Genomic DNA, 18,989 nt, shown 5'->3' with positions numbered 1-18,989 from the left:
CAAGAGACGGATGTCGTAATTTTGTGATAGAATAAAGAACTAGATGTGCATGATTTAAATCGAAAATAGAACTTGAAACAATAGGGAAATATAAGTTGAAGGAGACTGATCTCCATTGCCGTTGTAACGTAACGGATTACGAGGGTCCTGCACGTTACTAGGATTATGTTTTTTACAATAGGGAGGATCTACAGAACATGTTTGCGAGAGATATAGGAATTGACCTGGGTACAGCGAACGTACTCATCCACGTAAAAGGTAAAGGAATTGTATTGAACGAACCGTCTGTGGTTGCCATGGACCGTAATACTGGGAAGGTGCTGGAGGTAGGTGAGGAGGCCCGCCGGATGGTCGGACGTACGCCTGGCAACATTGAAGCCATCCGACCTTTGAAGGACGGTGTCATTGCAGATTTTGACGTTACTGAGGCGATGCTTAGGCACTTTATCCAAAAAACGAACGTGAGAGGATTCTTATCAAAACCGCGCATGTTGATCTGTTGCCCAACGAACATTACGAAAGTGGAGCAAAAAGCGATCAAAGAAGCGGCTGAGAAATCCGGTGGTAAAAAAGTATATTTAGAAGAAGAGCCTAAGGTAGCAGCGATTGGTGCCGGGATGGATATCTTCCAACCAAGCGGGAACATGGTTGTCGATATCGGAGGTGGCACAACGGATGTCGCTGTTTTGTCCATGGGTGATATTGTTACGGCTTCTTCCATCAAAATGGCCGGTGATAAGTTTGATCATGAGATTCTACAATACATTAAAAAAGAATATAAACTGTTGATCGGAGAGCGAACAGCTGAGGATATTAAGATCAGCGTGGCCACGGTTTTCCCTGGTTCAAGAAACGAGGAAATTGAAATTCGCGGCCGAGATATGGTTTCCGGTTTACCACGTACGATCTCCGTCAATTCTGAAGAAATTGAAAGGTCTTTACGCGAGTCTGTACAGGTCATCATTCAAGCAGCGAAACAAGTGCTGGAGCGCACTCCACCTGAACTGTCTGCGGATATCATTGACCGTGGAGTCATCATGACAGGCGGCGGGGCACTTCTACATGGCATTGACCAACTGCTCGCTGAAGAGCTGAAAGTTCCTGTCCTTGTGGCTGAATCCCCGATGGATTGTGTGGCTACAGGTACAGGCATTATGCTCGAAAATATTGATAAGCGTATTTCAACGAAACTCTAGTTTAGATAGGGCGGAAGGAGTGAAGACACCTTGTTAAGGGGATTTTACACAGCAGCAGCAGGTATGATGGCCAACCAGAGGATGCAGGAAACGTTGTCGAATAATATGGCGAACGCCTACACACCAGGCTACAAAGCAGACCAGGGGACAATGCGTGCTTTTCCAGAGCTATTAATAGAGCGGATGGGAAGCAAGACGGTTCCGACGAATAATGGATTCAAAATACCTGATGGCGGACATGTAGGATCCCTTAACACAGGGGTGTATATGCAGGAAGCCGTTCCTTCGTTTGTACAAGGAGATTTGAAAGAAACAGGGGTGGGGACAGACCTTGCCCTTGTACAAAATGAGGTACCTGACGAATCTGGTTCCCTTTTTTTTCGTGTCCAGAATGAGGATGGGGAAGAGCGGTACACACGCAATGGGAACTTCACTGTAGATGGCGAAGGGTTTTTGACGACGAACCTCGGGTACTATGTTTTGGATAGAAACGGAGATCCGATGGACACGGGTGGCATGGAGTTTGATGTTTCGCAAGATGGAGAGCTTACCGTAGATGGACAGGCTTTCGCACTTGGGTTGTCTTACACGCCGGATGCTTCTCAAATGGTGAAAGAAGGGAACGATCTATTTCGTCTTTCTGAAGAAGGGAACCTCATCGTGAACCCTGGAGCGGAAGATGGAGTGGGTTACTCGATTCGTCAACACCATCTGGAGCGTTCCAATGTTGATCCGAACAGAACCATGACTGAAATGATGAATACATACCGTTCGTTTGAAATGAACCAGCGTGTCTTAAAAGCTTATGATCAAAGCATGCAAAAAGCAGTGACGGAAATCGGAAGACTTAGTTAAGGAGTGTGGCAACCTTCATGAATCGTTCAATGATCCAATCGGCTGTAACGATGGGACAGCTGCAGAAGAAGCTAGATCTTGTCGGAAACAACTTGTCCAACAGTGAAACGACAGGATACAAAAGCCGCAGCGCCGATTTTTCTTCATTATTGTATCAACAAATCGATAACCAGTCTCATTCTGATGCAGAGGTCGGACGGCTGACACCTGAAACCATCCGAATTGGTGCGGGAGCAAAGCTTGGCCACACAAACCTTGATCTGACTCAGGGCAGCTTGAAAAACACCGGCCGGGAACTGGATGTGGCTTTATTGGAAGACCGACATATGTTCAACCTTCGAGTCACGACAGAACAAGGAGAGGAAGTTCACTTCACCCGTGCAGGAAACTTCTATTTGAACCCGGTTGACGATGGGCAACTGCTGCTGACAGATGCAAAAGGTCATCCTGTCATCGGAGCGGACGGCGAAAACATTATACTTGAAGACAACTTTCAAGCGATCAACATCGATTCGAATGGAAGGATTCTCGTAACGAGAGATCAAAACCAAGTGATTGAAGGTACATTGGAAGTTAGTGAAGCTGTCCGGCCACGTATGTTAGAATCGGTAGGTGCGAATCGTTTCCGTATTCCTGATGAAGCAGAGGATGGAATTATGGGAGATGTGCTTACTGGAGATGTAAATATGCAGTCCAAGGTGCTTGAAACATCGAACGTGGATGTAGCCAAGCAAATGACAGAAATGCTGATGGCTCAGCGTGCCTATCAATTTAACGCAAAATCCATATCCACAGGTGATCGAATGATGGGGCTTGTGAGTCAACTGAGATCATAAACGTAAGGAGTTTGACGGACCATGGCAATAGATCCTAATTCAAAAGGCAAAAAGCTAAATAAAGATCAGGAAAGAGAAAAAAAGCGTCAAGCTTTAGATGAAGCCACGAAGCAGAAGCCTGCGAAAGCATCGTCCAAAAAACAGAAATCGGAAGCTAAAGAGAAAGCTCCGAAAAAAGGACGGCGGCGTGTCCTGCCGATATGGCTGCGTATCATCCTTGTCCTTCTTTTCAGTGTGGCTGCCTTACTGATTGGATTGATGGTCGGATATGGAGTTATTGGTGATGGAAACCCAACAGACGCGCTTGAAGTTGATACATGGCGCCATATTTGGGATATTGTTACGAAAACAGAATAACCTCAAGCTTGTACTTCATTCTATGATATGAGCCTATTAAATATGCAGAACACGAGCCGCTACGGCTCGTGTTCTTTTTGATTGCATTTTGTGATTTTCTGAACAAAAAGTCTGGTACCTTGCGTACGGCTGAAGGTGCCTGGCACTGAACATTCATATTCACACCTTTTGTGGTGCCAGGCACCGCTCACTATCAACAGCGTGCCAGGTACGGATATTTCACTTCTCGTACCGGTTAAGCAAAGCATCGGATGTTTTCAAGCCGAGGATTAGGGAATTACACCCGTACAGAGGACAAAGCAGCGGGGAGGGATCATAATCATGAGAGCAGATGTATTTATTGCAGGTGGTGGTGTAGGGGGACTTGCTCTTGCAGCGAAGCTCGCGAGCCGCGGTGTGCACGTGGTCATAGCGGAGCAGCTCAAAAGGGAATCTCCTGTATATAAAGGTGAACTTTTGCAACCGAAGACATTAGCTATTCTTGAAAGGTTGGGCGTATTGGACGAGGTGGAAGAGAACGGTCATGTGATCGACCAGCTCCGTTTTCAGGAAGTTCAACGCAACCGTGGCAGCACTCCTGAAGAAATCAACCTGACAGAGCTTAGTTACAGTCGTGTAGCAAGCACCTACGATCACGCCTTGATGGTTCCGCATGAAAAAACGAAAGAGATTCTCAGGAATAAGGGCAAGGAGTATGATGAATTTTTTCATTACCTGCCCGGAGCCCGGTTCACGGGTTTTGAAAATGGGATGGCAAAAGTAAAGCGTAAAAAGGAGACATTCTACGTCCAGGCTCAAGTGTACATAGGGGCAGAGGGACGAAGCTCACCCACGCGTGATGCGATGAATGTCCACGTAAAAAGGAAGGACTACAACCACCATTTTCTGACGGTGACTATTCCCCGGCCAGAATCATTCACAAAAGGGAAGATCATTACAACACCCAGCTGCTTTTTAGGATTATTCCCTCTCCCTGATAATGAAGTACGGACCGTATTTTTAATCAAAGCAGGCGAGTATAAAAGAATTCAGGAAAAAGGCTTGGAGTCTCTCTATCAAGCTTATAGTGAACTAGAACCTGAGCTTTCCGAAGGGGTTCGGACCATTGAAGATTGGAAAACGGTTCAGCTGATGATTCCGTTTACGTACCATGTCGATCGTTATTATTCCGGAAATGTAGCTATTCTTGGAGACGCTGCACACACCGTCCATCCCATGGCAGGAGAAGGGATGAATCTTGCCATACAGGATGCTGATGTTTTAGGTGAGCTTCTGGCCTGGTGTAAGGAAGAGGGAAAAAACTACACAGATTACCTCCATTATTATGAAGATATTCGCAGACCCCGCGTAGAATTTTTACTCAACTTGAGTCACTTATCCGCTCTCGTGTACTCGTTCCAATATGAATGGTGGAGGAAGTTCCGAATGAAAGCTGTTCAAAGGATTTATGATGATGACCAGCTTCACGTCAAACAAATGCTGAACATTTCAGGACTCGGAAAATGGGATTTCTCTTTGGTGGACAGAGCCGTCCAAGGCAGTATGCTTCCACCAAGAAGAAAAAGGGTATCAGATCAGAAACAGCGTCAGTATCTCTTTTCTGAAGCGGAAGATTATCCTTGGAAAAGAAACGAGAAAGGAAGGATATCATGAATGAATGGGTAACGGCGATGCAGGCAAGGAAATGGATGAAAAAGAACGAATCGTTTTTGCCAAGCTGGCACGCTTATGTGGGGTCAGAACTCGGTCTTTTTGATGAATTCAGGACAGCGAGGACGGTTGAAGCGATCAGTGAGAAAACGGGCTACCCATATGACCTTCTCGCCTCCTGGGTAAAGGTGGGGGTGGCCGTCAAGCATATGAAGAAACGTCCGAACAACCGCTATCGAACATCAAAGAGAAAATGTGCAAGTTTGATGGGAGACGACCAGTCCCCTGGCGTCAAAGCTTTATTAAAAGAAATCATGGAACTACACCTGCCAACATTGTTGAAGTATCCAGAAATCATGAAATCCCAAGAACGGGCAGAATTCAATCATGAACGCCATGGGGAAGTGGTAGCAGAGACTTCCGCACTCCTCGAGCATTTTGCTATTAAGAAAATTAAGCGAATGATAAAAGATAAAAAAGTGACTTCTGTCGTAGATTTAGGTTGTGGCCATGGGGGTTACTTAAGGAAGCTGGCCATGGAATATCCGCACCTCGAAATGATTGGGGTAGATATCAATCAGAAGGTTATTGAAAAAGCGCGTACCTTATCAGAGGGTTATCCGAACATCAGCTTTGAAGTCGGAGACATTAGCGAGTGGAAACCTCGGGATGGCGAGAAGGTGGATGTTGTTCTCCTGCATAACATTTTCCACTATATCCATCCAGAAGACCGCAGGGGGCTATTGAACCACCTCCACACCTATGTAAGTAAACAAGGACTCATATCTGTCATTACACCAATCAATGAAACGGAACATGGAGAAGCGTTTTCCTCAGCATTTAACAGCTTCTTTGTCGCTCACTCCAACCTATTTGCCTTGCCGAACAAGGGAGAGTTGAAAGAGATCTCTCAAAACTGCAAATATGAAATGTTCGACCTTGATCCGATTATTAAAGAAGGATCCTGGTACACGTTTTGGTTGAGCCCGACAAGTCCTGTTAGGGAAATGAAACAGACGCAAATGGCAGGAAGTAGTGAACAAACCCTTTCGACCAGCACTTCCTCTACGAATGAACTAACACGGAGTTCATAAATAAAACCGCTATGGAGGACTCCATAGCGGTTTCTTTCATTTGGCTATAAACGCCCGCGCCCTTGTACAAGACGGACGATGAGAACGACGAGAGCTACCACAAGAAGAATATGAATCAAATTCCCGGCAATCCCTCCAAGTAAGCCTAACAGCCATAGAACGAGGATAATAATTAAAATCGTCCAGAGCATCGCAGTGGCCTCCTTTTTGTAATAGGTAAACTTACTTGTATATTTTCCCTAAATCACTAGTTTGAAACGAGACCTCAGAAAAAACTTTGTCCCTGGCTTGTGCTTCTTTTATAATGAAAGCATGGAATAGGAAAGGAGCCTGATCATGCTAGACATACAACAAATCAAAGAAATCATACCACACCGTTATCCATTTCTACTGATTGACCAAGTAGAAGAGATTGTAGAAGGTGAGCGCGCAGTCGGATATAAAAATGTGACAATGAACGAACCCTTCTTCCAGGGACACTTCCCAGATTATCCTGTCATGCCGGGGGTGCTGATCACAGAAGCGATGGCCCAAATGGGAGCTGTAGCCATGCTGAAAAAGGAAGAAAACCAGGGCAAACTTGCCTTTTTTACAGGAATTGACAAATGTCGTTTCAAACGTCAAGTAAAGCCTGGTGACCGCTTGAAATTGGAAGTGGAAATCGTTCGTTTGAAAGGTCCTGTAGGAAAAGGAAAAGCAACAGCCTCCGTCGATGGAGAAATCGCATGTGAAGCGGAAATCATGTTTGCTTTGAAATAATCAAGAAAAAGAACGCAGCAGCCGCTGCGTTCTTTTTTAGTACTTGCAGAATGGTAGAAGGCTCACTCTCGAGAAGCCATCGGATTCGTTGCCCTGGAGGACGCAGTCCGAGGAAGGTCGCCTCCCGCCCGATGGAAAGCGATCCTTCTCCTGGAGCCCCTCGAATCAAAAACATCTCGAAACTATGTCTTCAAGTAAAGGGAGTCTTATTCGAATAATGAGATAGAAAAATTTTCAATATATATGGATGAACTTACAGGATATGGACATAATAGTTTGGGAAATCATTAAAAGGAGGAAATACCGATGAAAGCATTACTTATGAAACTGTTAGTCGCGTTTTTTGCCGTATCCCTACTAGGAGCATGTGCTTCTGAAGAGGAGCCTCAAGAAGAAGAAAACAACATGGAAGAAGAAGAAAATATGGAAGAAGAGAACAACAACGAAGAGGACAACATGGGAGAAGACGGTATGGATGAAGAAGGCGACATGAACGAAGAAGAAAAAGAACAAGATGATATGACAGATGGTGAGAACGGGGAAGACGGCATGACAGATGATGGTGCTACAGAAGACGAAGAAAATAATAATGAATAAAAGAAAGCCGCCTTTTCAGCGGCTTTTTTTCATGGAAAGAAAGGTGGAAATGGCTACCATACATACTCCCCCAATTGTAAAGACTGGGATGAGAAACCTTAAAACATAGAGGGGTTGGAGAAGATAGAAGCCTATTCCAACCATAAATAAAATGAAACCACTCATAGCCAGGCGTTGTCCGATGTAAACCACCCCTTAAAGAGAGACAGTAAGAGGTCTCTACTGTCTCTCCCTTTTTATCCTCTCAAATTAAGCCGGTTACCGAGATCAGGGTGAGGAACGGATTGTTTAAGCATTTCAACCATTTGGTTCCCTTTTTCTTCTGCATCTCCTTTTACTTTATCCATTAAAGCTAGACTGGATTGTTGTTTCAGGCTTGTCGTACTCATAGCCATGGATAGTGCCGCGATGTCCATCTTATCCCTCCTTTTCTTATACCATCGGTTGGTTCTTGATAAACTAAAGCGAGATTGCGCACGAACGATATCTCAGTCCGGAAGTTTGAAAACCTTTGGAAAACGTTAGAATCTTATGTAAAATGGAAATAGAAATATTCATTAAAAATTTACAATCAGGCGTTTTCAGGTTTCTCATGTGTGGAATAAGCGAATAGAGGTGATTATTGATGAAATACAGAACGGCAAACGACCTGAAAGATTTGATCTTGGAAGACTATGAAAAAGTGGTGAACCGGATCCCACTCGAAAAATTGGACGTGTATCTCTATCTTCATACGGTCTTTCAGGATACTTATGTACCTGACGACACGCTCTATCAATTCATCTTTCGGCACTTTTTCCGTCTCGACAATCCAAGTTTGACGAAAGAGTTTGAAACGTATTATTTCAAACTCATGGAAGAGCAACGTGGATATGAACGCCCGAACATCGTCCACATTACGAAAAGTCTTTACGAGGTGAAAAATCACAAAGGAAACCCGACCATGCAATTTCCATTAGCTGCTTCTATGCTGCATACCATTAACCCGAGTTTCCCAACGTACGATAGTGATATTGTCAAAGCCTTCGATTACTCATCCACCTATCACTTATCAGGCTTTGATAAGAAGATGAAGCGTTATATAGGACAGTACCAACATACGTTCCGAACTTATGAGGAACTCCTTGAAGATGAAGCATTAGCCCCTGCTTTTGCTCACTTTGACGAACGTTTCCCCGGCTACGAGCTCCCGAAAGTCAAGAAGCTGGACTTAATTGTTGCCCAGCTTGGTAATAACCTGCAGTAAAAAATAGAAAGCTGAACCTGATTCAACAGGTTCAGCTTTTTTGTGCATTTTTTTATTCGTACCCGGTTCAGTGTAGGAAGAATTACTATAGAGCGGTGCCAGGTATGAAAGTGGTTGACTTCCAAAATTAGTCACAATTTTGTCATTTTCGAAGGAATACTACAAGTTGCATTACAAATCGCGATTTAGTAACATTAATCGTAATTATGACTACATGGTCAGTACGTCTGAATGGGTATCCTCTCACCGGTTGAGGGGAAAAATAAAGAAGGTTATAGATAACAGTTCGGGAGATTTACGAGAGTCTGATATGGAGAGGAAGTCTTAGATGAAACGGTTGATTTTCATGTTCATGGTGCTCTTCTTTGTAACCGCTTGTAACCAGGAAGAAACCAATGAGGAAATAGAGGAACGGATCACGCCGGTCAAGGTGGAGTCCGTGAAAAAAGAGGATTTTGTTGTGGAACGTAAACTGGTGGCCCGTGCGACCGCTGCCGACACTTCACCTGTCCTGCCTGAAACCCCAGGAGAATTAGCGACTTTGAATGTTGCTAAAGGGGACAGAGTAGAAAAAGGAGAAACTATAGCCGTCGTACGTCCAGGAGGCAATGTAGATAATCAGGTAGAATTGCAGCAAATCGCCCTCCGGCAAGCACAAACGCAGCTTGAAAATGCTCAAGTATCCAAAGAGCAGGCGGCGGAAGGTGTTGAAAATGCAAAGGAGCAGGTCGACCTTGCTGAACAGGCCTCGCAGTCGCAGGCTAGTCAAACGGCTCAGGCAGCGGAAGCAGCCAAGCAACAGTACGAACAAGCGAAGCAACTGGCTGATGAAACAAAAAAATTGGCTGATGAAGGCACGATCCCCGATGCGCTCTATCAACAAGCGAAGAACCGCGCAGATCAAGCGTATGCTCAATACCAGCAGTTACAAGGGAAGCAGCCTCAGTCTTCGTCCGCAGTAGCACAAGCAGAGGCGCAAGTCGATCAAGCGGAACAACAATTGGAGCAGGCCCGTGTAGCCGTCGAGCAGGCGGAGCTTCAGGTGGAACAAGCCAATGTTCAATTGAACCAGGCTCAGGAGCAAGCCGAGAATGAAGCGATCACCGCCCCTACGTCAGGCGAAGTGTCGACATTGAATGCAAGTGAAGGGGATATGGTAAGCAATCAACAGCCACTTGCCACCATCGTCAGCCTGGATCCCATGACGATTACAGCTTCTGTCACCGCTGATCAACTCACTCTTTTTGAAAAAGGAGCGGAACTGACCGTCGACCTTCCTTCCCTGGAAGAGCAGGTCACCTCAACCGTCAGTTACGTCTCTTCCGTACCTGATGATACTGGCCTATACCCCGTTGAAGCAACGGTAGGGAATGGGGACGAAAAAATTAAACCAGGGATGATGGCCACTTTTTTACTTCCTGAAAATGTGGTGGAAAATACGCTTATTGTCCCGACAGACAGTCTTGTAGAACAGAATGATGAAACATTCGTTTATCAGGTAGTGGATGAAGAAGCCGTCCAGGTTCTCGTTTCCGTTTTAGAATCTCAGTCGGATTTCACAGCGGTGTCCGGAAACCTTCCTGAAGATGCGACGGTGATTACGACAGGGCAGCTGACCTTGTCAGACGGGGATCAAGTCACCATCATGGAGGAGGATTCCTGATGAAGCTTGTGAACCTTTCCGTCAAAAGACCTGTCGGAGTCATCATGATCGTTGCTGCGATCCTTGGTCTTGGGTTTGTATCACTTCGGAGTTTGACGATTGATTTATATCCTGAAATTGACCTGCCTATTGCCGTTGTGTCGACTTCCTATGAAGGCGCGGCACCTCAAGAGGTTGAGAAACTTGTCAGCAGGCCTGTGGAATCTTCTGTCAGTAGTATTGAAGGGCTCGAGGTGCTCCAGTCTCAATCACAGGCTGGGGCGTCACTCGTTCTTATGCAGTTCAATACAGGTGTGGACCTTGACAGCACACTCTTACAAGTGAGGGAAAACGTGGATCAAGTGACAGGGCTTTTACCAGAAGGAGCATCAGATCCAAGTGTTCTCCGTTTTGATCCGCAACAGCTGCCGATCATGACGGTCGGCCTGTCAGGCGATACGCCGGATGAGCTCCAGAAAATAGCAGAAAACCGGCTGGTTCCTTTTCTTGAAAGGCAGGAAGGAGTCGCCTCAGTCAGCATTGAAGGCGGACAGACAAAAGAAGTCCAAGTCCTCGTCGATCGTGCTCAGATGGCTACATACGGCTTGGATTCTCAAACGTTGATTCAGGCGCTGAATGCGGCCAATCAATCAGCCTCAGCTGGAACCATCGAGAAAGGGCAGAAGGACTTGCAAATCCGGATTGATGGGGAATTCAACTCAGTGGAAGATGTGAGAGAAACAAGGATTCAATCTCCGACAGGGGCGCAAGTGACGCTTGGTCAAATTGCTGAGGTGAACGAAACGCTTACCAATTCCAACACCATCAGCAAGGTGAATGGTTCGTCTTCTGTTGTGCTTTCCATTCTGAAGAAGACGGATGCCAACACCGTTGAAACCGCTGATAACGTCCGGGAAGCGATGGATGAGCTGAAATCAGACCTGCCCGAAGGTGTGGGAACAAGCATCGTTTTAGATACATCCGAGTTCATTAAAATATCGATCAACAGCGTCGTATTGAACATCATCCTCGGCGGTATTTTTTCCGTCTTAGTCTTGCTTCTGTTTTTGAAAAGTGTGCGCGCGACGCTCGTAATTGGGTTGTCGATCCCGATTGCAATCATATCAACGTTTACCTTGATGTATTTCACAGGTGAGACGTTAAACGTGCTTACAATGGGGGGACTTGCCCTCGGAATAGGGATGATGGTCGACAGTTCCATCGTCATCTTGGAGAACATCGTCAGTTATCGCCAGCGGGGTTATTCCATGGTGGAAGCGGCTAAACAAGGAGCCTCCGAGCTTGCACCCGCAGTTGTGGCATCAGCGACAACGACACTCGTCGTCTTTTTACCAATCATATTCGTTGAGGGCATCGCATCTGAATTATTCACCCCGCTTGCGTTGACGATCATGTTTGCACTCATTGCTTCCTTAGCGGTTTCTGTAACTTTGATTCCCATGCTGTCTTCGAAACTTTTAACAAAATCTTTGAAAGAAGAAGGACGACGGTACTGGTTTGACCGCTTTTTAGAAAAAGTGAATGATGGCTACCGCTCGATGTTAAGGTGGGTATTGAAATTCAGGAAAACAACGATTGCGATTACCTTCGCCCTCATTGCAGGAAGTGTAGCTCTCATCCCTTTGATTGGAACAGAGTTCATTCCCCCTTCCGATCAAGGACAGGTCGAAGTTCGAGTAAACATGCCTGAAGGGACATCTCTTGAGGAAACGGAAGCTCTTACAGAAGAAATTGACGCAGAGATAGAGAACTATAGTGAAATCATAGATGTGAGCTACCTTTCTATTGGGGGAGGATCAATGGGAAGTATAGGTAACGGCTCCTCTGACTTTGCTTCCTATACGATTCAGCTTGTCGAACCTTCCCAGCGGGAAAAAACGACCCAAACCGTTATGGAAGAATTGAGTGATTCACTCGCGGGCATCCCAGGTGCTGAAATAGAAGTGAGTGAGTTGGATGCAGGTCTCGGGACGGGAGCACCATTGCAAGTGCAAATTAATGGTGGGGAATATGAAGTATTGGATGAGCTTGCTGGCCAAGTCGCTTATTTGATGAATGAGATCGACGGGGTACAAAATGCTACGTCCTCAACGGATGAAGGCCGTCCTGAAATGCAGATTGAAGTGAACCAGGATAAAGCCTCGCAATATGGTCTGACGGAACAACAAGTCATCAGCCAGGTACAGATCGGCTTCAATGGTCAGGTGGCGACGCGATATCGAAATGGGACGGATGAAATCGATGTCCGCTTTATTCTTCCTGAAGACGAGCGTCAGACCATTGCAGATTTAGAAGGGATGTCGGTCCAGACACCAAATGGGTCACTCATTCCACTTGCGACTATTGCGGAGTTGAACCAGGTTCAAGGACCTGTGTCTTTACTCCGTCAAAATCAACAGCCACAAGTGAATGTGGAAGCGGAAATTTCTAATATTGATCTAGGCACCGCGACGGAAGAAGTAAGGGCAGAACTCGAACGCCTTAATTTTCCTGATGGCTACTCCTACACAATAGGAGGACAGGCGCAGGATATGCAGGAAGCTTTCGGAGACTTGTCTCTTGCCTTGATTTTCTCAATCTTCCTCGTCTATGCCGTCATGGCGATTCAATTTGAGAACTTTTTGTTCCCATTTATTATCATGTTTTCTTTACCGGCCACCATTATCGGAATTTCAGGCGGTTTATTTATAACGGGCTTGCCTTTCAGCTTACCAGCCTTTGTTGGAATCATTATGCTGGCGGGGATTGTCGTAAACAACGCCATTGTATTGGTCGATTACATCAACATCCTTAGACGGAAATCGTACGATCGTTATGAAGCCATTTTAGAGGCAGGACCTAACCGTCTGCGTCCAATCCTGATGACGACTTTGACGACCGTACTCGGCATGGTCCCGTTAGCCATCGGCATTGGGCGTGGAGCAGAAGCTCAACAACCTCTAGCGGTCACCATCATCTTCGGTCTGACCGTATCGAGCTTCTTCACACTGGTGCTCATTCCAGTCGTCTACACATACTTTGACGACCTATCCAACAAAATCACCGGCTTCTTCCGAAAGAGAGCCCAAAAAGAATAACTTACATTTTTTGGTGTACCAGGTCATCCAAATATTGGATGACCTGGTACACCATTTTTTTACAAAATAATGAGGGAGCCAAAGAAAAAGACACCAATCAATTGACTGCAAACTAAAAAAGCCCCCATCACGGAGACTTCGTTTCCATTGGATCATTTTGAACAGCCTCAAGGGATTCTCCCAGCTTTTCAATGATCTGTTTTAATTGATCTGGAAATTCAAACACGTGTACACCACACGTCATCCGTTGCTCTTCCGTTTTCATCCATATGAGTCGTCCTTCAGCAGTGAAAGTTTTATTTTCATAAATGAAGGTGAGAAACAACTCATCTTTCATAGACAGTCCTGGTTGAGAATCACAAGAAAAGCGTAATCCGTTCATACTGATGTCTTTCACTTCCATAGGACCTGACACATGACTGCTTAATTTCTTGTTGTAAAAACCAGGGAGCGGTGTTTGGAATGGATACCGGAAGGGTTCATGTCTGCGTTCGTTCATGCTTTCATCCCTCTTCCTAAACTAAGATGGTTTTATCATATCCTTTCAAGAGTGAAGGTTCAATCATTTAGCTTTTTAACTAAAAAATTTTAATCTTCATCACTCTCACGTCTGTCCACTTTAATCAAATCCCAGGTAGTGACTATTCCCACGGGCAAGTCATCAGGACTTCCTGTTTCAGTTAAAATGACGGCTTTCAGTTTCCGGTTTTCATTCAAACTTCTCTCAAACCGCTCTTCTAAATCAAATACAGTGGCACTTGCTTTTAAAAATTCCACACTGCGATCCTTTTCTACGGGGAGGACGTCTGAGGCGCAAATGTCTTCAAGAGCAATTTTACCGTTTTTATGATTCTGTGATAACCAGCGGACGATGCCGTCATTCGTAAGTAAGCCTGAGAAAGCCCGTTCTTTCGTATAAATAGGAAATTGAGAGATGCCATGCTGATCGAAAGCCTCCATCACATGACTAAGAGCTGTGTCTTCTTTGAAATAAAGGACGGAACGAGTGGCAAATTCCAGGGCTTCGGGCGGTTGGTCAAGCGTTCGTTTAATTCTTTGCAAAGCCTTTACGACATCCTCATGAGGGGTGGCAATATAATAATCTCCACTGATGCGCTCGTGGACGATGGCATTTCTGAGTTTCGCATACTGTTTCAACTGATCGAAGTGGACACGGATGACGCTATGCTTCAGTTTGGAACGCTGAAGAAGCTCCACGAAATTATCATTTTTCGGGAAGCCATTCAGTTCTTTCAAATGTTGATGGATCTGGTTGAATGTGATTTCAAACTGTTCCACAATGTCATTCATCTTGTTCACCTTTTCCTAAGAATTCTCACTCATTTTTACAGTTAGTGTGTGATACCTACACAAAAGTGATTCATCTTAACCTAAATTTGATCTCCCGTCTATTGAACTAAAGCTCCCGTTTGTTGAAGACTCAGTTTCGAGACTTTTGTTGAGTGGATGGGGCTGCGGGGAATAACTCGCTTCCGCGGGGCCCCACACGAAGTGGGGTCGTTCGATGTTGGCACAGGACGTGCCGAATTTAATCGAACTTCCTCTATTCTTTTAAGCCTCCTCGGACTGCGTCCTGTGGGGTCTCACCATGCACTTTTTCCCCGCAGGAGCCTCGCCATTCCCCTCCGCCCCTTTGCCATGGAAGATTCTCGAAACCACTACCAAAAGGTCAACTCGTAAAATTATGGGAAGTGGGTTATAGAACACCTCCATAACACTTAAAAGCTTAATCCAGAGCACAAGGGTTCGTTTCTCCCTTACATTGAAAGGGGTGGTTGGGAAGCTGCGAGACTCCCATTGGAGAAAGGAGATAGGCGAGATCCCACAGGACAAAGTCCGAGGAAGCTCGCCACTCCCCCACAGGAAAGGCGAGTTGCTTCCCAGCCCACCCCTGACGCTCAACATCGCAACGAACCCCGAATGGTCTCGAAACTGAGTCTTCAAGAATTCTGCCATATACTTGAACAAATGCTAAAAAACGTTCGTTAAAGTAAAACTTTCACTAAATAATTGGTAGGATTGGACGATAATAAAAGATAGGGAATAGGAAGTATACATAAAAGGGAAAACCAAAGCATACATAGGACTCCGTATTGATTTTTCGTGCTTTAAATAGAACGGTTGTTCAATCTGTGCTATACTCAAATCAATAGGAAAGAAGGTGAGATCATGATCGGTGAACGCATTCAAAAAATTCGCAAAGACCGACATATGTCGCTATCTGAATTGGCCGAAAGGGCAGGAGTCGCAAAATCTTATTTGAGTTCGATTGAGCGTAATATCCAGACGAACCCTTCCATTCAGTTCTTGACTAAAATATCTCAGGAACTAGACGTTTCCATCAACTTTTTACTCCACGGAGAAAATGAACCTCAGGATGAAACGCTGGACAAGGATTGGATGAATTTGGTTCAAGAAGCGATGAATTCAGGGATCTCTAAAGAACAATTCCGTGAATATCTGGAGTTTAATAAATGGAGAATCCACCAGAATAAATAAAAGCCTGACTCTTTTTTAAGAGGTCAGGCTTTTCTCTTTTTCTAACCGCAAACTCTGCTGGGTGTTGGATAAGTTGTAGAGGGTGGCGAAAAGAAACCCACCCAAACCAGCACCGATCAGCACATCTGAAACATAATGATGACCAAGATATACTCTTGAAATAAGAATAATCACCCCAAGAAGAACACCGATCCATCTAAATCTGCTTCCGATCATCCACACCAAGGCGATAAAGATGCCGACAAATAATGCTTGCTCACTGGGAAAAGAAGCACTTGCTTCTTTTTCGATCAAGGGCGTGATCTCTTCAAGGGCTACGAAAGGTCTTTCCCTCGGCGCTATCCAGCGAATGGCTCTGCTGATGACTAGTCCCATCAAAGATGCAGCTATGGCTGCAATTCCGAGCTTCCGAGTCTTTTTAGCAAAAATCAATAAAAAAAATAAAGCAATCATTGCTTTGTAGCCCCATGATGAAAAGAAAACCATGAGTGCGTCCACCCATTCAGCTTCAGAAAAATCATAAATCCATAATACAAGTTCGTTGTCCATTCGTATCTCCTTACATAAAGAAGGAGCGTGAAGAAATCACGCTCTTCTGTTTATTTATTCAGTTGAGGAAACTTCTCTTTCAAGTAATTCATACTGATCTCCAAGCTTTCTAAAGGAGTGCGTCGGCTTTCATCCTGCTCGACGATCCAATACTTAACCCCGGCTTTCTCACCAAGGACGAACACGGTATCCAAATCAACGCCGCCTGTCCCGAGCTCCGCAAAGTATTGTTCTTCGTCAAGGGTCATGTCCTTCAAATGAATCAATGGTGTACGCCCCTGGTAGCGGTCAATCCATGCAGAAGGTTGGTCCCCTGCCTTTTGAAGCCAGTAGATATCAAACTCCGCCTGGACTTGGTTCTCATCCGTTTCCTCAAGGATCGCGTCCAGTGGTTTTCTTCCGTCCGGCAGCGGATCTAATTCAAAGTCATGATTATGATAGCACAAAGTAAGGCCATGTTGACGGCATTCATCACCGATTTTTTTCAAATCCTCAATTAAATGCACATAATCAGATTCACTTCGATCCTCGATGTACGGACAAACCACATATTCGCTTCCAATCGTTTTTTGATCCTCAATGACCTGGGGGAGATTGTTCTTCAGTTCATCCAAGGGGACGTGGCTGGAAGCGGCTTTTAAGCCAAGTTCATCTAATAAACGTTTGACCTCGGATGCGGTCATGTCACCAAAACCGGCAAACTCCACGGCATCAAAGCCTAAATCGGCGACTTTCCTTAACGTGCCGGCGAAGTCTGTAGCCGTTTCATTTCGTAAGGTGTACAGCTGTACTGCGATAGGTATAGGTGTATTCATATCGATCCCTTTCCTTTCATCCTCATTTTCTACTCCACTTATCAAGATTAGATTTCCATTGTCGAATTCCCTTCCGAAAATGAAAAATAACCAGTAGAAAGTAGAAAAATGACAACCAAAGGTAAAGGGAATTAGCTGATTTACTGACTTTGAAAGTGTTTACGGACCGCGTAAGATAACGCTATAACTAAACAACTAAAGGTGGAATACGAATGGACTGGAAAGAGACGATGCAGGAAATGAATGAAATTCACAGCGTTTGCTGGAAGTGTAAAAAAGAGCTTCGTGACTATGAAGTGTGTACAGTTACAGATGGATCGCCCCTTGAGATTGATTTGTGCTTTGAGTGTTACGGGAAGCGCGGTGGAGAAATAGGTTTGTCCGAAAAAGACACATTCCAAATGTTCTAGAATAGGATATCAGAAGAAAAGGTGAGGTGAATAGGAATGCCCGTATCTGTCGTCTTCAACCAAATCGCTGTCAACTCTATTACTGAAAATGGAATCATATCTACTGGGCAAAACAATCAGCCGGATTGGTCCTGGCAAGGGAAGAACAACAATGCTGCAGGGATTCCCGTCGGCTTTTTCATTGCGACCAACAATGTGAATACCATTATTGATAATGATGTTAATGATACACCAATCGTAAACCCTACCATCAGCAACCCTCAACCGAACGTCCAGGTATAGGGGGGGATTAGAATCGATATTCGGTTTGATTCCATCTATGTCAATCATATGACGAATAACTCCGGAATATTTGTTGGTCCGAATACCCAAACCCATTGGGAAACACAGGAAAAGCAGAATGCGGCCCTTGGTACAGTCGTAGGGGATGGGAATATCATTTCTTATAATGTCAATGTCATTCATGATAATGATGAAGTTGATATGCCGATCACGAAAATGGTGCCTCCTTCAAAAAAGGAGAATGGAGCCAATCATTCTACAGGATGATCCTCCATTTTCTTTTCTATTAGTTTTTGCACCCACTCTGGAATTTCCTGATCGTTTTCCTGTGACATTAGATCAAGGATGGCAGAGTCACTTAAAATAGAACGTAATCCTTCAAGGGTATTGCCGTCTCCAAATACGTTCCCGAACCCTTGGTTATGTTTTTGGTGACTCTCAAATCCTGTCGGGATATTGTTTCCCATGTTCAAACAAGAGGCATTTTCGATTGTTCCAATCCTTATGTTTCCTATAAAAAAATAAGGAGATAAACCGGCCATATTAGGAATCCTCCTTTGATTTGAAGCTGAACTTTAACCCGTTGTCCGTTCGACTAAGTTCCGGGCGGGAAGAATTCTTCGGTTTGACATTGACACCGAAATTGTTCCCCATGTTAAGGGCTCCACTCAATTCATCGATATCTAAATGGTCCAACTGGAACGTCAGCTGCTCAAGGTTGGGATCGTGGATATCCACTTGGTCAAAATGAATATGGTATTCCACATGCTTCCCCTGCATCCCTTGGATGACTTGTTTTAATTCATGTATTTCCTTTACAAGATCATCAATATCCGTTTGCTTGTGACGACGTTTTTTAAAGAACATAACATCTACACTCTTTTAGAAGGCCGTTTGATGACTAAATGTTTATTGTGTTGAAGGGTATTTTTGTGACCGATGATTCTACCGTTTCCTTCCCAACTTTGTTGCACGGCTTTAAATCCAGACTGGAGGTTTGTTCCTGAAAAGATTCCCGATGTGGCACTGATTTGGTCAACGGACAAATTCTTAAATTGAATATGACTCATATCATCACCTCCT

General features: G+C 44.8%; 24 protein-coding genes. 15 read left to right on the top strand and 9 right to left on the bottom strand.

Annotated elements, in window-relative coordinates; genetic code table 11:
* Positions 1 to 197: 197 nt before the first annotated feature.
* The 6 genes from mreB (at position 198) to K2225_RS09120 (ending at position 5,988) form a co-directional block, all read left to right on the top strand.
* Complete coding sequence (gene mreB / locus K2225_RS09145; RefSeq protein WP_220584462.1) at positions 198 to 1,196, top strand: rod shape-determining protein; 999 nt, start codon at positions 198 to 200, stop codon at positions 1,194 to 1,196.
* A 30-nt stretch (positions 1,197 to 1,226) separates the two neighbouring features.
* On the top strand, positions 1,227 to 2,051 hold the full coding sequence (locus K2225_RS09140; protein ID WP_220584461.1) for a flagellar hook-basal body protein: 825 nt from the start codon (positions 1,227 to 1,229) through the stop codon (positions 2,049 to 2,051).
* Positions 2,052 to 2,068: 17 nt separating this feature from the next.
* The gene (locus K2225_RS09135) at positions 2,069 to 2,887 is read left to right on the top strand and encodes a flagellar hook-basal body protein (protein ID WP_220584460.1); all 819 of its coding nucleotides are present in this window, start codon (positions 2,069 to 2,071) and stop codon (positions 2,885 to 2,887) included.
* Positions 2,888 to 2,908: 21 nt separating this feature from the next.
* Positions 2,909 to 3,244, top strand: a complete 336-nt coding sequence (locus tag K2225_RS09130) for a DNA-directed RNA polymerase subunit beta (RefSeq protein ID WP_220584459.1) — start codon at positions 2,909 to 2,911, stop codon at positions 3,242 to 3,244.
* Between the two features lie 321 nt (positions 3,245 to 3,565).
* Complete coding sequence (locus K2225_RS09125; RefSeq protein ID WP_220584458.1) at positions 3,566 to 4,897, top strand: FAD-dependent oxidoreductase; 1,332 nt, start codon at positions 3,566 to 3,568, stop codon at positions 4,895 to 4,897.
* On the top strand, positions 4,894 to 5,988 hold the full coding sequence (locus K2225_RS09120; RefSeq protein WP_220584457.1) for a class I SAM-dependent methyltransferase: 1,095 nt from the start codon (positions 4,894 to 4,896) through the stop codon (positions 5,986 to 5,988). Before K2225_RS09125 ends, K2225_RS09120 begins: the two co-directional genes overlap by 4 nt.
* Before the next feature lie 44 nt (positions 5,989 to 6,032).
* Here K2225_RS09120 and K2225_RS09115 read toward each other — a convergent pair whose 3' ends face one another.
* Complete coding sequence (locus K2225_RS09115; protein WP_115823967.1) at positions 6,033 to 6,179, bottom strand: lmo0937 family membrane protein; 147 nt, start codon at positions 6,177 to 6,179, stop codon at positions 6,033 to 6,035.
* Positions 6,180 to 6,324: 145 nt separating this feature from the next.
* On the opposite strand from K2225_RS09115, the gene fabZ reads away from it, so the two are divergent.
* Complete coding sequence (gene fabZ, locus K2225_RS09110) at positions 6,325 to 6,747, top strand: 3-hydroxyacyl-ACP dehydratase FabZ (protein ID WP_160910949.1); 423 nt, start codon at positions 6,325 to 6,327, stop codon at positions 6,745 to 6,747.
* Between the two features lie 306 nt (positions 6,748 to 7,053).
* Positions 7,054 to 7,344: a hypothetical protein gene (locus K2225_RS09105; RefSeq protein WP_220584456.1), complete on the top strand. Its 291-nt coding sequence runs from the start codon at positions 7,054 to 7,056 to the stop codon at positions 7,342 to 7,344.
* A 236-nt stretch (positions 7,345 to 7,580) separates the two neighbouring features.
* Here K2225_RS09105 and K2225_RS09100 read toward each other — a convergent pair whose 3' ends face one another.
* On the bottom strand, positions 7,581 to 7,760 hold the full coding sequence (locus K2225_RS09100; protein WP_220584455.1) for a YjfB family protein: 180 nt from the start codon (positions 7,758 to 7,760) through the stop codon (positions 7,581 to 7,583).
* Positions 7,761 to 7,969: 209 nt separating this feature from the next.
* Here K2225_RS09100 and K2225_RS09095 point away from each other — a divergent pair, with 209 nt between their 5' ends.
* The 3 genes from K2225_RS09095 to K2225_RS09085 all read left to right on the top strand — a co-directional run bounded on the left by K2225_RS09095 (position 7,970) and on the right by K2225_RS09085 (position 13,330).
* Positions 7,970 to 8,590, top strand: a complete 621-nt coding sequence (locus K2225_RS09095; RefSeq protein ID WP_220584454.1) for a hypothetical protein — start codon at positions 7,970 to 7,972, stop codon at positions 8,588 to 8,590.
* Between the two features lie 328 nt (positions 8,591 to 8,918).
* Positions 8,919 to 10,253 carry an efflux RND transporter periplasmic adaptor subunit gene (locus tag K2225_RS09090; RefSeq protein ID WP_220584453.1) on the top strand — a complete coding sequence of 445 codons (1,335 nt, stop codon included), beginning with the start codon at positions 8,919 to 8,921 and terminating at the stop codon, positions 10,251 to 10,253.
* Positions 10,253 to 13,330: an efflux RND transporter permease subunit gene (locus tag K2225_RS09085; protein WP_220584452.1), complete on the top strand. Its 3,078-nt coding sequence runs from the start codon at positions 10,253 to 10,255 to the stop codon at positions 13,328 to 13,330. Before K2225_RS09090 ends, K2225_RS09085 begins: the two co-directional genes overlap by 1 nt.
* Before the next feature lie 127 nt (positions 13,331 to 13,457).
* Here K2225_RS09085 and K2225_RS09080 read toward each other — a convergent pair whose 3' ends face one another.
* Complete coding sequence (locus K2225_RS09080) at positions 13,458 to 13,829, bottom strand: PilZ domain-containing protein (RefSeq protein ID WP_220584451.1); 372 nt, start codon at positions 13,827 to 13,829, stop codon at positions 13,458 to 13,460.
* 89 nt (positions 13,830 to 13,918) lie between these two features.
* The gene (locus tag K2225_RS09075) at positions 13,919 to 14,641 is read right to left on the bottom strand and encodes a CBS domain-containing protein (protein ID WP_220584450.1); all 723 of its coding nucleotides are present in this window, start codon (positions 14,639 to 14,641) and stop codon (positions 13,919 to 13,921) included.
* 879 nt (positions 14,642 to 15,520) lie between these two features.
* Here K2225_RS09075 and K2225_RS09070 point away from each other — a divergent pair.
* Positions 15,521 to 15,850 (top strand): helix-turn-helix domain-containing protein, encoded by a 330-nt coding sequence (locus tag K2225_RS09070; protein WP_089652036.1) that lies wholly within the window; start codon positions 15,521 to 15,523, stop codon positions 15,848 to 15,850.
* A gap of 15 nt (positions 15,851 to 15,865) precedes the next feature.
* Here K2225_RS09070 and K2225_RS09065 read toward each other — a convergent pair whose 3' ends face one another.
* Both K2225_RS09065 and K2225_RS09060 read right to left on the bottom strand, forming a co-directional pair.
* A complete protein-coding gene (locus K2225_RS09065) occupies positions 15,866 to 16,399 on the bottom strand; it encodes a phosphatase PAP2 family protein (protein ID WP_220584449.1) in 534 nt (177 codons plus the stop codon).
* A gap of 50 nt (positions 16,400 to 16,449) precedes the next feature.
* Positions 16,450 to 17,214 carry a sugar phosphate isomerase/epimerase family protein gene (locus K2225_RS09060; protein WP_220584448.1) on the bottom strand — a complete coding sequence of 255 codons (765 nt, stop codon included), beginning with the start codon at positions 17,212 to 17,214 and terminating at the stop codon, positions 16,450 to 16,452.
* A 212-nt stretch (positions 17,215 to 17,426) separates the two neighbouring features.
* Between K2225_RS09060 and K2225_RS09055 the strand changes: the two genes are divergently transcribed.
* The 3 genes from K2225_RS09055 to K2225_RS09045 are packed head-to-tail and all read left to right on the top strand — an operon-like array spanning position 17,427 to position 18,173.
* Entirely contained in the window at positions 17,427 to 17,624 is a 198-nt protein-coding gene (locus K2225_RS09055) for a hypothetical protein (RefSeq protein WP_220584447.1), read from the top strand.
* A gap of 36 nt (positions 17,625 to 17,660) precedes the next feature.
* Positions 17,661 to 17,906 (top strand): hypothetical protein, encoded by a 246-nt coding sequence (locus K2225_RS09050; protein ID WP_220584446.1) that lies wholly within the window; start codon positions 17,661 to 17,663, stop codon positions 17,904 to 17,906.
* Positions 17,907 to 17,954: 48 nt separating this feature from the next.
* Positions 17,955 to 18,173, top strand: coding sequence for a hypothetical protein (locus K2225_RS09045; RefSeq protein ID WP_220584445.1), 219 nt, complete (start codon positions 17,955 to 17,957; stop codon positions 18,171 to 18,173).
* On the opposite strand, the gene K2225_RS09040 is transcribed toward K2225_RS09045, so the two are convergent.
* From K2225_RS09040 to K2225_RS09030, 3 genes are read right to left on the bottom strand one after another with little or no spacing between them, the layout of a single operon-like run.
* Positions 18,158 to 18,448, bottom strand: a complete 291-nt coding sequence (locus K2225_RS09040) for a hypothetical protein (RefSeq protein WP_220584444.1) — start codon at positions 18,446 to 18,448, stop codon at positions 18,158 to 18,160. The two genes, K2225_RS09045 and K2225_RS09040, sit on opposite strands and share 16 nt — an antisense overlap.
* A gap of 1 nt (position 18,449) precedes the next feature.
* A complete protein-coding gene (locus K2225_RS09035) occupies positions 18,450 to 18,773 on the bottom strand; it encodes a hypothetical protein (protein WP_146817536.1) in 324 nt (107 codons plus the stop codon).
* 5 nt (positions 18,774 to 18,778) lie between these two features.
* Complete coding sequence (locus K2225_RS09030) at positions 18,779 to 18,976, bottom strand: hypothetical protein (protein WP_146817534.1); 198 nt, start codon at positions 18,974 to 18,976, stop codon at positions 18,779 to 18,781.
* Positions 18,977 to 18,989: the final 13 nt, after the last annotated feature.

This window comes from Halobacillus sp. Nhm2S1 (assembly GCF_019599545.1).
Lineage (GTDB): Bacteria > Bacillota > Bacilli > Bacillales > Halobacillaceae > Halobacillus.
Note: the sequence above shows the minus strand (reverse complement) of the source record. Positions and strands in the feature narration are given on the sequence as shown.

Coding starts and splice junctions, on each gene's coding strand:
- K2225_RS09030 (WP_146817534.1), bottom strand. CDS start 18,976: ATGAGTCATATTCAATTTAAGAATTTGTCCGTTGACCAAATCAGTGCC.
- K2225_RS09095 (WP_220584454.1), top strand. CDS start 7,970: ATGAAATACAGAACGGCAAACGACCTGAAAGATTTGATCTTGGAAGAC.
- K2225_RS09135 (WP_220584460.1), top strand. CDS start 2,069: ATGAATCGTTCAATGATCCAATCGGCTGTAACGATGGGACAGCTGCAG.
- K2225_RS09125 (WP_220584458.1), top strand. CDS start 3,566: ATGAGAGCAGATGTATTTATTGCAGGTGGTGGTGTAGGGGGACTTGCT.
- K2225_RS09035 (WP_146817536.1), bottom strand. CDS start 18,773: ATGTTCTTTAAAAAACGTCGTCACAAGCAAACGGATATTGATGATCTT.
- K2225_RS09115 (WP_115823967.1), bottom strand. CDS start 6,179: ATGCTCTGGACGATTTTAATTATTATCCTCGTTCTATGGCTGTTAGGC.
- K2225_RS09050 (WP_220584446.1), top strand. CDS start 17,661: ATGCCCGTATCTGTCGTCTTCAACCAAATCGCTGTCAACTCTATTACT.
- K2225_RS09085 (WP_220584452.1), top strand. CDS start 10,253: ATGAAGCTTGTGAACCTTTCCGTCAAAAGACCTGTCGGAGTCATCATG.
- K2225_RS09080 (WP_220584451.1), bottom strand. CDS start 13,829: ATGAACGAACGCAGACATGAACCCTTCCGGTATCCATTCCAAACACCG.
- K2225_RS09060 (WP_220584448.1), bottom strand. CDS start 17,214: ATGAATACACCTATACCTATCGCAGTACAGCTGTACACCTTACGAAAT.
- fabZ (WP_160910949.1), top strand. CDS start 6,325: ATGCTAGACATACAACAAATCAAAGAAATCATACCACACCGTTATCCA.
- K2225_RS09065 (WP_220584449.1), bottom strand. CDS start 16,399: ATGGACAACGAACTTGTATTATGGATTTATGATTTTTCTGAAGCTGAA.
- K2225_RS09120 (WP_220584457.1), top strand. CDS start 4,894: ATGAATGAATGGGTAACGGCGATGCAGGCAAGGAAATGGATGAAAAAG.
- K2225_RS09105 (WP_220584456.1), top strand. CDS start 7,054: ATGAAAGCATTACTTATGAAACTGTTAGTCGCGTTTTTTGCCGTATCC.
- K2225_RS09045 (WP_220584445.1), top strand. CDS start 17,955: ATGACGAATAACTCCGGAATATTTGTTGGTCCGAATACCCAAACCCAT.
- K2225_RS09075 (WP_220584450.1), bottom strand. CDS start 14,641: ATGAATGACATTGTGGAACAGTTTGAAATCACATTCAACCAGATCCAT.
- K2225_RS09100 (WP_220584455.1), bottom strand. CDS start 7,760: ATGGACATCGCGGCACTATCCATGGCTATGAGTACGACAAGCCTGAAA.
- K2225_RS09130 (WP_220584459.1), top strand. CDS start 2,909: ATGGCAATAGATCCTAATTCAAAAGGCAAAAAGCTAAATAAAGATCAG.
- mreB (WP_220584462.1), top strand. CDS start 198: ATGTTTGCGAGAGATATAGGAATTGACCTGGGTACAGCGAACGTACTC.
- K2225_RS09055 (WP_220584447.1), top strand. CDS start 17,427: ATGGACTGGAAAGAGACGATGCAGGAAATGAATGAAATTCACAGCGTT.
- K2225_RS09040 (WP_220584444.1), bottom strand. CDS start 18,448: ATGGCCGGTTTATCTCCTTATTTTTTTATAGGAAACATAAGGATTGGA.
- K2225_RS09090 (WP_220584453.1), top strand. CDS start 8,919: ATGAAACGGTTGATTTTCATGTTCATGGTGCTCTTCTTTGTAACCGCT.
- K2225_RS09070 (WP_089652036.1), top strand. CDS start 15,521: ATGATCGGTGAACGCATTCAAAAAATTCGCAAAGACCGACATATGTCG.